Source organism: Streptomyces marianii, assembly GCF_005795905.1.
Lineage (GTDB): Bacteria > Actinomycetota > Actinomycetes > Streptomycetales > Streptomycetaceae > Streptomyces > Streptomyces marianii.
The window spans coordinates 267,007-277,974 of record NZ_VAWE01000002.1 but is presented as its reverse complement, the minus strand read 5'-3'; the positions used below and the strand labels follow the sequence as shown (position 1 = coordinate 277,974).

Here is a 10,968-nt window from a genome sequence, read left to right as displayed (position 1 = left end):
CACGGTGTGAGGCTCTCGGAAGCGGGGCGGAAAGTGAACGCGCTGAGTCTTTTCCAAAGAGAGTGAGAAGGAAGCACGTATCGGAGCCGCCCCGCAGCCGGGACACTACCAACCGTTGAATCTCCGTTGCACGGGGATTTCGCTGTCGGGCCGGCGAAGGGGTTGAACCTTGCCGCGCGGTACGGCCGCGGACCCTGCTGTTGCACGGCCAGAGCCTCGCTTCCGACACGAAGAATGTACCAACAACAAACCTCCACGTCAAGTTATTAGCGTCACAAGTGGGCGCAGCCACCCAATGACCCTTATAACTTGCTTTAGATCTACCTGTTTGGTACATTTATACATGGCTGATATCGGCCCTCCCTCTGAGCAGAGAGACCGCCTTGGCTGACACCTCGTACCCCGACGACCGCCCGTTCACCTCCGGCCCCGTCCCCCTGGAGCTTCTCCCCTTCCTGCCGGAGGACTTCCACGACGGCGGTGACGCCGCTGACTGGCTGGCGCACCTGGCGCCGTGGGGATGGACCGGCGTCCGTGACTGGGGAAGCGACGGATGGGACCTGAGCAACTGGCCCTACGAGGCGGTGGCCTTGTACGACTCTCCGTTCGAAATCTGCTATGCACTCGTGGTCTACACGGAGGGCGACGTAAGCGTCGAGGCCTGGGCCACCCGTGAAGAGCGCAACGACTCGGTCACGGCCCTCGCTCTGTCCTACTGGAGCCGCTCCAGCCACGGCCCTGCCGATGCGCCCGGTCCGGGCACCCCGCCCGGACAGGTCCCCGCCCGCTTCCGCAGCCCGTACATCCCCGACGACCGCGCGACCTGACGTCGTACCCCGCCCGCCGACACCAACCGCCTCACAGAGCTGGAGCTGCATGACCGCGCCCGACGATCTCCACGACACCGAACGCACCACCGCAGAACTCGCCGAGGTCATGTTCAGCGGCAACGTCATCGAGGTGCGCTTCGGCGCCCTGCTCACCTTCCGCGTCTCCCTCAGCGGCGTCGACATCCTCGTCCGCCACTCCCTGAGCTCGGATCAGATCGTGTCCCTGGCCTCAGGCCTTGGCCGCGGCCAGGTCCCGATCCCCACGGCGGCCCCTCCTCGGTCCGGTGCTCCTCTGATCGTCGACCCCGGCGAGGCCGCGCTCCTGAGCCGCGCCCTCGAAGCACGGGCAACGCTCGTCGGCGGATCGCCGTCGCTCTGAGGCACAAAGACGAGCGGGCGCGGTCCTGGTCGCCCTTCCCTGAACGGCTTCAGCCCTGGCGTGGTGCCCTTCCGGGAGAGACCGGCCGGCCGCTAGAAGAGGACGTTGTCGTCCGTCGGTGGCACGGCACGCTCCGTGGTGGGCGGCCGGTAGTGGATCTCGACCCAGCCGTCCCGCCGGTAGACCCGCATCTCGTCGCACTGCGGGCACCGCACCGCGTAGTGGGTGTTGCACCAGTACGGCCTGTGCTGGACGCGCACCCACTGGGACGCCTGTCCGGAAGAGGATCTCCGGGCACGGGCCAGGGTCGGCTCGGGCGTGTACCAGGTCTGGCCGGAGGCGGTCGACAGAGGGCCGGGGAAGGCACACGTGGGGCAGGAGGGGTCTATGTGCGTGGCTTCGATGGCAGGTTCCCATCTCCCCCAGCGGATCACGCCGTCCTCCTGGTCGCGGTCCGGTAGGGCGGGAAGGATCCTCGTGAGGTCGGGCTCGGCCGATGTCGCCATGGCTTCCAGTGTGCCTGCACGCTCTGACACCGGCGGCATGCCAGCGTCCGACAGGGGCCGCCCGTGCGTCATTCGCTTGTCTGGCTGGATCCGGTCATCGTGGGCACGTTGAAGACGACGGAGCCCGCGTCGTACCCGAAGTCTCCGGGGTGGAAGCCTCCAGCGACCCCGCCGTTGAAGTACGAGGCGATCCCCGCCTGGACGATGGCGTCGACCTCCGCCTCGCTCTCCGCTCGCGCGAGGGCGGCGAGGTCCCGTCCGCTGAGAGAGATGGAGATGTCCCGGGAGCGAATCGCGTCCGAGCCGCGGACCGTGAAGTTGTTGACGCGCGGCACCAGGACGTCACCGCGGTGGTGTTCTGCCTGTCGAGCTCGGCGCTCGCGGCCGCGCTTGGTCGTCTGCGCGGCGGTGGCGTCCCGCAGGAGCCGAGCGGCGTTCGCGCCCTTCGGGGTGCGTGTTCCGTCGAGCCAGCGCCGAACGGTGCGGGGGGACACGTTGTAGGCGGCGGCCATGGCCGCCGCCTGGCCGCCGTAAATCCGTTCGAGGGCGTGCGCGGTCTGAGTGGTGGTGCGCGCGGGGGCCTGCTTGGAGGTGTAGAAGAGCTTGTTGACCCGGGAGTACATCTCGGTCAGCTCGGCCTGCTTGGCGTCTTGCTCTCGGTTCGGGGTCACGGCTGTCCTTCTACGGCGATGCCGTCGGTGGTGTAGTCGTGGGTGAGGCGGGAGGGGTGCTCGTCACTGTTCAGGAGCTCCATGACTTCCTGCATGGGGATGCTCGCCTCGTGCTTGAACTGGCCAGGCCCGATTCCCAGGCGCAGAACGCCGAGTACCGGCTTGCCGTTCTCCGCGGGTGTCAGCAGCTCCAGCGGCGACGGCTCCTGGGTGGCGTAGAGGTAGGAGTCGACATTGACCGCGAACGGGGCCCGGCCGGTCTTCTTGTAGGTCTTGCGCATGCGCCTGTGGTTGGCGATGCGGGCGGCGGAGATGACGGTGTAACGCACTTCGGGCCGGTATGACCAGTTGGACACGATCTGCTGCAGCCAGGTCTCCTCGTCGAGGTAGGCGGCCCCGTCGGCCCACTTTCCGACGCCGCCCTTGTAGATGGCCTTGTAGAGGCCGGCGAGCACCAGGGCGTCGCTGCGTTCGGTGTCCCCGGGGTCGATGTCCTTGTGCACCGCGTAGGCGGCAAGGAACTCCTCTGCCTCCTGGCCGTCCGTGAGCCCGAGCGCTCCGTAAGCGCCCTTGTACGCCTCACGCAGCCGGTTGGTCCACTCCTTGAGGAACGGCACCGTCATGGTCGACAGATACGCCTCGGTGATGGTCCCGGGGTCGAAGCCGTACTCGGTCACCATGTAGGCGACGGTCGGGGTGGCGTACCAGCCGGGCCCGGCGGGGTGCTCTCCGTGGAACGTCGCAGGGTGCGGCAGCAGGGAGTCCACCTCAATGCCGGTGAAGTCGCACCACCACAGCCCGGCAGGAGCCGACTTGGTCTCCCAGACCGGGTCGGAGTGGTGTTCCAGCGGTCCCACGGGCAGGCGAAGTGACATGGTCACCGACAGATACGAGGCGCACACGTCGCAGGCGACGGCGTACGGCATGGCGGCTTCGGCCGCGGTGAGGGGTCGGGACCAGTACTTGTAGTCCTCCTCCTCGCACAGGACCTCGCCGCGCTGCTGGAGCTCTCGGGTCAGTGGGTGGCGAGCGCCGGCGGCCGGCGGTACGACTGTGTCGCCGCCGGGAAGAGCTCCGTCGCGGAGCCGGGAGCTCCATTCCCCCTGCTCGTCCTGGAACGGCTCGGAACGCGGGCGGACTGCGTCGAGGAGCAGCTTGCTGGTGGTGGCAGGGGTGACCCCGGGCGCGATCCCGAGGTCGGCGACGTACTTGCGGATGCGGCGCGCGAGGGTCTCTGCGTCGAGCTCTCCGGTGGGGGCGGCCGCGAGCTGGGCCAGCATCGCGCCGGTCACCTGCTGCTTGTCGCTGCCCTGCCCGAGCCATGGCGTGACGACCACACGCAGCGAGGACTTCGGGCCGCCGGCGCTTCCGGCACGGCGGAACGCATGGAAGACGGGGCCGAGTTCCTGGGACAGTTCCATGCCGACGCTGGCGGCGGCCGTGTTCAGCTTCTTCGTGAGGGCGGCGAGCGCCTTCTCGGTAGCGGGGTACGAAGCGGGCAGGCCGAGGGTCTTGAGCGCTGCGGCTGACAGGCAGACGATACCGTCACCGGTCCGGCCTGCCCCGTGGACGCGGTCGATACGCAGCGGCAGGCCGGTGCCAAGCCAGGCGAACCAGTCCGTGAGCTTCGTTCCGGCAGGCGGCGGGAGCTGGGCGATGTCCGTGTGCCAGCCCTGGGCGTCGTGGCCGAGGGCGACCGCCGGCCACCGGCGAGGGGCGTTCACGGCCGAGGCGGAGGCGCCGCCGCTACGGGCGGGGGCGCGGTGACGCCCTGGGCGTGTGGCTGCCTGTGCGGGGCGACCGCGGTACGCGGGCCGAGACGTGACGGCGGAGGGGCGTTCCGGTACAGGCACGGGACGCGAGGGCGCGGGCGGCGCGGTGGGCTGGGCGCTTTGAGCTTGCTCGGCGCGACGCTTCTGCTGTCGCTCCACGGCCGCGGCGCGGGAGGCGGCGGTGCACTGCTCGGGGCAGCGCTTCCACTTCGAGACCATCTTGTCGCTCTCGAGGACCCACGCGACAACGTAGCCGGGACGGGGACTGCCGATGCAGCCGGCGCAGCCGGCAAGGCGTGCCTCAGCCATCGTTGCTCTTCCCCTCGTGGCGGGTTCCGGAAGGCTGTCGCGGATCGTGACGTGGTGCAGATCGAGAGCCGCTCTGAACGCCGAACAGCTGCTGCCTGGCGGCAAGTCGGGACGCGTCCTGTGCCGCTCTGGCTCGTGTGGCTTGGTCGCGGGGAGCGATCCGCTCCAGCTCGGCCTGAGCAGCGGCGTAGATGCGCTCGGGTGATATCCGGCGCCCGCGCTCGACTCCCTGCAGGTTGAGCGCGACCTCCTGAAGCAGGCGGTCGACCGCTGTTCCCGGCCGGACGTCGTGGGCCTTGCCGGCATCGGCGAGATTCGACGCCATGATCAGGTAGTTGACACGTTCCGAGTCCGGCCCCAGAAGCCTTTGAGCAAGCGGCCAGGCCGACGAGACAAGGACCGAGCGAGCGGGCTGGAAGCCGTCCGCGGTCAGGGCCGGGCACACGTAGGTGCGGGAAGAAGCGCGGCTGAGGTAACTGCGCTCCTCGTCTCGCCGAAGGGTGGCCGTACGAGAATCCGGCAGCTCGGTCCCGAAGAACGCCTCGTGCACCGTCCGGATCACCTTCCGCGCCGCGGGGGCGCCGATCAGGTTCAGAGTCTGGACGACCTGCTCTCGGGCGGACTTGAGAGATGCCGTCAGCGGACGGTCCGCCGGCATGCCCAGGAGGTCGTCCCAGGCGTTCTGCGCATTCGTCAGCTGCGTACGGAGCTCTTCGAGCCGGTCGAGATCGGCGGCTGCGCGGGCGGCGCGCATCTCGACCCGAAGTCGCGAGATCCGGTCCTCGATCGCATCCAGAGCTTCGTCCACGGGCCCCAACTTACCAGAGTTTCCCTGTGTTCCCCTGAGAAATCCTGGTTCTGTGAGGCTGATGGCAGCGGCGCCTGAGGGGCCACAACGCGACGCAAAGGCACCTGGCCGCGAAGGCGCCGCGGCGGCCACCGCGACGGTTCCGCCGTAGCGTTACGCACCCTTGGTGCCCGCCCTGGACTTCGCCCCCGCGGCGACCTCACGCTGCCCCCGACGGGAACGGTGATGGCCCCACCGGTTGCGGAGCTCGCGTTCGCATATGCGCGCCATGCTGCCAGCCACCACTGACATCAACGCCCGCGCACCCGGCAGGCCGTTCACTGTCCGGTGACAAGGACTCCACACTCAGGCCGCACAACGAAGGCGTGCCCAGCGCCGGACCTCACGCCCTCCGCCTCTCGCTTCCAGGCAACCCCCGCCCCGGACCCCGCACCCGACCCTCCGGCTTCTGGCGACGGCGCGAGCGACACTTCGCGCCTCCACCACCGGGCATCCGACCCTTTTTAGTTGCCGCATACTGTGTCCGTGAGATAATGTAAAGGGGTCAAGCGGGCAGGCTCTGCGGAGCTTCGCATGCTGACCCCCAGCCCGCCGTCCGGTGCCCCCTACGCCCACCGGACGGCTTCCTGCGACGGGCCCGCCCATCCCCCTGGGCGGGCCCGTCGGCCTTGTCGTCAAGGGCCGTCTCCAGGGCCAGCCCTGCATGACTCCACCGATACCGAAGTCGCACAGTCGCGGTTCCAGCAGGAGCGCCGCACCTCGCGCGCGGGCCGTCATCGTGCCCGTGATGCGCAGTACCGCGCTCTTCTTTCCTGGCCGCGGGCGCAACCGTAGGCGTTCGGCCGGTCACGCGCCCTTCGGCGCGGACCGTCCGCTGCGTCTCCGTCAGCTACGTAGAAGGAGGACTCCATGTCAAAGGCCCCGAGACAGGCCACCGCCGCCGAGACCAGGCATCTCAAGGCCGCCTCCGCCGATCCGCATGGGCATCTTCCCGTGACGGTGTCCGCGCGGCTGCTGAAGGCAATGCTCGAGGCGGGCTTCATCTACCGCGAGGATCGCGACGGGTTCCGCCTCGCCAGCGCAGAGGCTCTTGCCCATGCGGACGGCACCTGGCGGATCACCTTGGCGGGCCGGCGGGCGGCGCTCACCGCAGCTCAGTGGCGCACCCTCACGGAGCGGGTCGCGGAAGACGGGGCGTTCACCACCCGGGTCAACTGGGTCACGAAGGACGGCCTCGCTGCCGTGGGGCTGGCCGAGTACCGCGACGACGAAGGAGTGGTCCAGCCCCACGACGGCAGTTCGGGTGTGCTCGGGCCGCGCTTCCGCTGCTACCGCACCGAGTTGGGGCTCCGTGTCGCTCAGTTGGCCGACGAGGACGAGCTTCGGTGACCTCGCTGTCAGGCCTCGGGAACGCTGCGGCCTGACAGCGGTACGAACGGCGCGCCTGGGCGCCGCGGTCCGGCTCGTCGGGACGACCACCACGTGCACCATGGCCAGTCGGGCGTAGCTGCCGGCACACGCGCCCGGCCGGCGATCTGGACCGGGTCTACGTGCCTGCCCAGTGCCAGGTTCGCGAGGGAATCGTCTCAGCCGCTGAAAGTACTGTGCCCCGGGTCGCGTGCTGCGAGAAGCAGAGGCGAACACCGGGGCTCAGGGGGCTCTACCCCGGACAGTGTGCGTGGCAGTGACTGCTACCCAGGGCGTACTGGCTGATCATATGCGAGCGTCCGAGGCGGTTGCCACTGAATTTCGTGCCCGCCTCGCTCCGGGCGGGCTCAGACGGTGTGCAGGCCCTGGCGCTCCCAGCGTCGCAGGCGGGCGTAGTCCCGTTCCACGGCGGACCGCTCGTCGGCGGCCAGGTAGGCGTAGCCGGGAGAGGTCAGCAGGTCGGCTGTCGGAGCGATCTGCTCGCCGGGTTCGACTGCGGAGACGACGGCGACCGCGCTGGGGAGCCTGGCGATCCTCTGAGCAGCGCGGGCGTCGGCCGGTCCGTGGCGGTGGTTGACGAACTCGACGTTGCGGACCGTCGCGCTCCAGGTGGTGTGGGTGTCCTGGAAGTCCAGGAGGTGTTGGGGGTCAAGGAGGGTTGCCGCTGTCAGCGCGGTCTGCGAAACGCCGGAGTAGCGCTCGACGATGTCGGGTTGGGTCGCGCCGCCCAGCCGGGCTCCGGTCTCGATCAGTACGGGTCCTCGGGAGGTGAGCATGACTTCGGTGTGTGCGGGCGTGGAACGGATGCCGAGCGCGTCGAGGACGGCGAAGGTGAAGTGCCGCAGGGTCTTGGCGATCTGGGTGGTGGCTTCGACTGGCTCTTCGTAGTCGTAGAGCGGTGTGGAGTCGGCTCCGACCTGCTTGACGTAGCGCCAGATCTCCGCGACGCGGTGGTGGCCGTCGTAGGAGACGGTGTTGATGTAGAACTCGGGTCCCCTCAGGCGTTCCTGTACGAGGACGGCGCGGTTGGGCTCACCGAAGACCGTGCGGGCCGCCAGGACGGCGGCGCTGGCGGTTTCGACCTGCAGGGCGGTGGAGCAGAACGTGACGTTGTCGGTGCCGGCGGACGACAGGGGTTTCACGACGGCCGCAGGCAGTCCGGACGCCTGGAACCAGGCAGCGGCTTCTCCCGGCGTCGTGGCCAAGGTGGCCTGGGGCGTCGCCAGACCCGCCGCGGCGACAGCTTGAGCCATCAGGTGTTTGTCCCGCCGGGCGGCTATGTGTTCGGCCGAGTTGGTGGGCAGCCCGAGGAGGAGGGAGAGCCGCTCGGCGAGAGTGACTCCGGACTCGGCGCCGGCGGTGATCCTCGTGGCGCCGAGCTCGCGCAGACGGTGGGCGACCGCCTGGAGGTCGGGGTCGTGGCCAAGGTCGGTGATGTAGGAGTCCGGGTCGAACGACCGGCGCAGGTACCCGCTGACGTGGGGCTGGCTTCGGACGTGGATGCAGGGCTGGTCCAGGCTGTGCAGCCGCCGGGCCAGAGCGGCTCCGGTCGAGTATCCGTCGACAATGGCGATGGTCATGGTGGGGGTACCTCGTGCGTCGGTCGGGGGGCTTCGGTCACGCTGCGGGGCGTAGATGCTGCTCGGCAAGGAGAGCGGCTTGCCGGACGCGGGCTCGGTCCCAGCCCGGCTCCTTGGGCAGAGCTCGCAGGAAGCGGCGGAGCTCAGTGGACTGGATGATGGTCACGCCGTGGCTGACCAGCCCGCCGGGGGGTACGGCGGCGTGATGGACTGCGACGACTGCCTGAACGCGGTGGCCGAGGACTTCGGCGGCCCGGCTGGCTTCCCACTGAACCGTCTCGAGGGTTTTCTGCTGTGGGTGCCTGCCGTACCAGAGTGTTCCGCCGCGCATGTGCACCTTGGCGTTCTTCGCCTTCCAGGTCTTGGTGTCGACGTAGACCGGACCGCACTTTCCCAGGACGAGATGATCCAGGTTGGCGCGGGATCGAGGTATCTGGCGGTCGTGGAGGACCGCCCAGCGGCCGAGCCCGAACCAGACGAGCGGAGCAAGGATCCAGCGCGTGCGGCGTTCGCCGGCGGCACCGGTAGCCCACGTGCTGCCCTTGGTGCGGTAGATGCGGCGCAGGGCGAGCACGACCGTCACCAGGGCGACGGCAGTGCCGGCCTGCCAGTTGGTCACGCAGGCCGCGAAGTACCCGGCGGCAAGTGCGACGGGGGCGACCATCAGAGGGATCGCCCATGCGGCGGTGCGGTGCTGCCTTCTGCGCTCGGTCGCGCGGATGCTGTCGGCCATGGCCTGGGCGCTCGCCCCGGCGCCGGAGCGGCGCTTGGGTCGGGTCGGCATTCGGTCTCCTCGGAGATCATGCAGGTGGGGAAAGGGCGATGGTGCGTGGGCCGGGCTGTGGACAGAGTCCGCTGGTCGCAGAGCTGTGGGCTTGACGCTCAGGACGGAGTCGATGTCCTGTGCCGTACAGCAGTGGCGGGAGCTTGCTGTCGGGACGTCTTCCAGTCGCCAGACCGGGCTGCCCTGAACAGGCGGGTCGATGGCGCCATGCCCGCCGGAGCGTCTGCGGGCGCTGCTGACGCGGGCGGCTCCGTCGCGCAGTACGAGAGGGAGTCCTGCTCAGCGGTCGCGGCTTCTGGTGCGGGTGGCGACGTCGGTGGTGTCAGTCATCGGGGTCGGCGGCTTTCTTCGGGAGCCGCTCTCCTCCCCGGCACAGGTACCAATCGGGGTTGAGGTGAGGGCGCAGGACTGCTCCGCGCCACATGTACTCGATGGGCTCGCCGCAGGCGGTGCAGGTGCCGTAGTCCGAGCGGCGGCGGTCCGGTCGGGTCACAGCAGGTTGTCCGCGGTCCGGTCGTCGGCGAGAGGGAGGGCCCTGCAGCGCGCGTCCCGGCACGCGTGGCGGTCGTGGTAGCCCTGGGCAAGGCTGTCGATCTCGTCGGCGACCGCTTCGGGGACGTCCGCGGCGTGCGTGGTGGTGGAGTTGAACCATTCGTGGTCGGGGCCGCCTGCACCCGGGTCCACGACGTGGACGGCCAGTCGGCTGCCGGTGACCTTCGCACCGTCGAGGTACACGGTGACGTCCGTATCGGCGTCCGGGTCGCGGTCGACGACGACGTCGATACGTCCGGGCGGGGCCGGGCGGCGCAACTCGTAGCGCAGACGGCCGTTGATGCGGATCTCGTACGTTCCTGCGCGGGGGTCGAGTTCGCGGACGAGGGCGTGCCGGTTCGTGTCGTACGCCGCCCATGCCTCGTATCCTTCCGCGGGCGTTCCAGTGGTGTCCTGGGCGCCGTTGTGGCGGGTGCAGAGGGTCAGTTCCTGGCGCAGATCGGCAAGGACTCGGGTGTGGTTGCGAGCGATGGTGCGGATCGTGGCTCCTGGGGTGCGGCCCGCGGCGGGGGCGGGGCGGAGGCTGCGCAGGAGCGGTCTGCGCAGCCTCCGGAGTGGTCACTGCGGGAAGTTGAGGACCACGATCGTCGGGGTCTTCGACTGCGCCGCTGCGGAGATCGCCGCGGTGACCGCCTCGGTCAGGGTGGCGGCATCGGTCGGCTTCGGCTGAACGCTCTGAGCCGGGACGGCGGAAGGCGAAGTCACGGCGGTGGCCTCGGGCTGGGCGTCACGGATGACGCACAGGAGGTGACGTACGAGGAACTCGGCCCGGGTGCTCACCCTGGTGGCCATCCGGCCTCCGGGCCTGACACGGCGCGCGATGGCCGTCATCTGCCGAGCGTCGAGTGCGTCGATGAGCTCGGTGGTCGGCAGGCCGTCGAACTCGTTCCAGAACGCGTCGAAGGCGATGGGAATCGCCTGCTGAAGGTCCTCGGAGAACCCGGCGAGCCACGGCGGCTGGTGGACGCTGCGGCTCCGGCCGGAGGGCTGCGCCGTACGGAAGGCGTGCAGGAAGTCGGTGATCAGCTGAGCGGTCGGGCTGGCGTTGGACTTGACGGTCGGAGGCCGCTCGTTGATCCGGCGTGCCGCGAGCGCCATGTGCTCGTGGGTGAGGGTGTTGACCTCGCGCGCGGTGATCACGCCGCCGAAGTGGCTCTTCCTGAGTTCCACGGCAGTGAGCAGGGCCTTGCGCACCCGGTTGTGGAACTCGTGCGGGCTGTAGATCTCCTTGTCGATCTCCTGGGCGAGGGGCAGCTGAAGCATGGAACTCCCGGGTTCGGGGGGCGAGGGAACACCCCTCGCGTGACCCTTCTATCTTACGATAAGATGACCTCTTTAATCAAGTTAAA

The 10,968-nt window shown here is 69.3% G+C and carries 12 protein-coding genes; 3 read left to right on the top strand and 9 right to left on the bottom strand.

Features of this window, described 5'->3' with window-relative positions; genetic code table 11:
• Nucleotides 1-383: 383 nt before the first annotated feature.
• Both FEF34_RS39250 and FEF34_RS39245 read left to right on the top strand, forming a co-directional pair.
• Entirely contained in the window at nt 384-827 is a 444-nt protein-coding gene (locus FEF34_RS39250; RefSeq protein WP_138058228.1) for a hypothetical protein, read from the top strand.
• 49 nt (nt 828-876) lie between these two features.
• Entirely contained in the window at nt 877-1,209 is a 333-nt protein-coding gene (locus FEF34_RS39245) for an amidohydrolase family protein (RefSeq protein WP_138058227.1), read from the top strand.
• A 92-nt stretch (nt 1,210-1,301) separates the two neighbouring features.
• Here the strand turns inward: FEF34_RS39245 and FEF34_RS39240 are convergent, their stop codons facing one another.
• The 4 genes from FEF34_RS39240 to FEF34_RS39225 all read right to left on the bottom strand — a co-directional run bounded on the left by FEF34_RS39240 (nt 1,302) and on the right by FEF34_RS39225 (nt 5,275).
• Nucleotides 1,302-1,715, bottom strand: a complete 414-nt coding sequence (locus tag FEF34_RS39240; protein ID WP_138058226.1) for a hypothetical protein — start codon at nt 1,713-1,715, stop codon at nt 1,302-1,304.
• Nucleotides 1,716-1,783: 68 nt separating this feature from the next.
• Complete coding sequence (locus FEF34_RS39235) at nt 1,784-2,386, bottom strand: helix-turn-helix domain-containing protein (RefSeq protein ID WP_138058225.1); 603 nt, start codon at nt 2,384-2,386, stop codon at nt 1,784-1,786.
• Entirely contained in the window at nt 2,383-4,467 is a 2,085-nt protein-coding gene (locus FEF34_RS39230) for a hypothetical protein (protein ID WP_138058224.1), read from the bottom strand. The genes FEF34_RS39235 and FEF34_RS39230 overlap by 4 nt, the downstream gene beginning before the upstream one ends.
• Nucleotides 4,460-5,275, bottom strand: coding sequence for a hypothetical protein (locus FEF34_RS39225; RefSeq protein WP_138058223.1), 816 nt, complete (start codon nt 5,273-5,275; stop codon nt 4,460-4,462). Before FEF34_RS39225 ends, FEF34_RS39230 begins: the two co-directional genes overlap by 8 nt.
• A 909-nt stretch (nt 5,276-6,184) precedes the next feature.
• Between FEF34_RS39225 and FEF34_RS39220 the strand changes: the two genes are divergently transcribed.
• Nucleotides 6,185-6,664 (top strand): hypothetical protein, encoded by a 480-nt coding sequence (locus FEF34_RS39220; protein ID WP_138058222.1) that lies wholly within the window; start codon nt 6,185-6,187, stop codon nt 6,662-6,664.
• 386 nt (nt 6,665-7,050) lie between these two features.
• On the opposite strand, the gene FEF34_RS39215 is transcribed toward FEF34_RS39220, so the two are convergent.
• The 5 genes from FEF34_RS39215 to FEF34_RS39200 form a co-directional block, all read right to left on the bottom strand.
• Complete coding sequence (locus FEF34_RS39215) at nt 7,051-8,283, bottom strand: ATP-grasp domain-containing protein (protein WP_138058221.1); 1,233 nt, start codon at nt 8,281-8,283, stop codon at nt 7,051-7,053.
• Nucleotides 8,284-8,320: 37 nt separating this feature from the next.
• On the bottom strand, nt 8,321-9,067 hold the full coding sequence (locus tag FEF34_RS39210; RefSeq protein ID WP_138058220.1) for a nuclease-related domain-containing protein: 747 nt from the start codon (nt 9,065-9,067) through the stop codon (nt 8,321-8,323).
• A gap of 322 nt (nt 9,068-9,389) precedes the next feature.
• Nucleotides 9,390-9,560 (bottom strand): hypothetical protein, encoded by a 171-nt coding sequence (locus tag FEF34_RS41770; protein WP_171053382.1) that lies wholly within the window; start codon nt 9,558-9,560, stop codon nt 9,390-9,392.
• Nucleotides 9,557-9,877 (bottom strand): hypothetical protein, encoded by a 321-nt coding sequence (locus tag FEF34_RS42210; protein WP_199800776.1) that lies wholly within the window; start codon nt 9,875-9,877, stop codon nt 9,557-9,559. The genes FEF34_RS41770 and FEF34_RS42210 overlap by 4 nt, the downstream gene beginning before the upstream one ends.
• Before the next feature lie 300 nt (nt 9,878-10,177).
• The gene (locus FEF34_RS39200) at nt 10,178-10,882 is read right to left on the bottom strand and encodes a hypothetical protein (RefSeq protein ID WP_138058219.1); all 705 of its coding nucleotides are present in this window, start codon (nt 10,880-10,882) and stop codon (nt 10,178-10,180) included.
• Between the last annotated feature and the right edge of the window lie 86 nt (nt 10,883-10,968).

Coding starts and splice junctions, on each gene's coding strand:
- FEF34_RS39245 (WP_138058227.1), top strand. CDS start 877: ATGACCGCGCCCGACGATCTCCACGACACCGAACGCACCACCGCAGAA.
- FEF34_RS39240 (WP_138058226.1), bottom strand. CDS start 1,715: ATGGCGACATCGGCCGAGCCCGACCTCACGAGGATCCTTCCCGCCCTA.
- FEF34_RS39230 (WP_138058224.1), bottom strand. CDS start 4,467: ATGGCTGAGGCACGCCTTGCCGGCTGCGCCGGCTGCATCGGCAGTCCC.
- FEF34_RS39220 (WP_138058222.1), top strand. CDS start 6,185: ATGTCAAAGGCCCCGAGACAGGCCACCGCCGCCGAGACCAGGCATCTC.
- FEF34_RS39215 (WP_138058221.1), bottom strand. CDS start 8,283: ATGACCATCGCCATTGTCGACGGATACTCGACCGGAGCCGCTCTGGCC.
- FEF34_RS39210 (WP_138058220.1), bottom strand. CDS start 9,067: ATGCCGACCCGACCCAAGCGCCGCTCCGGCGCCGGGGCGAGCGCCCAG.
- FEF34_RS39200 (WP_138058219.1), bottom strand. CDS start 10,882: ATGCTTCAGCTGCCCCTCGCCCAGGAGATCGACAAGGAGATCTACAGC.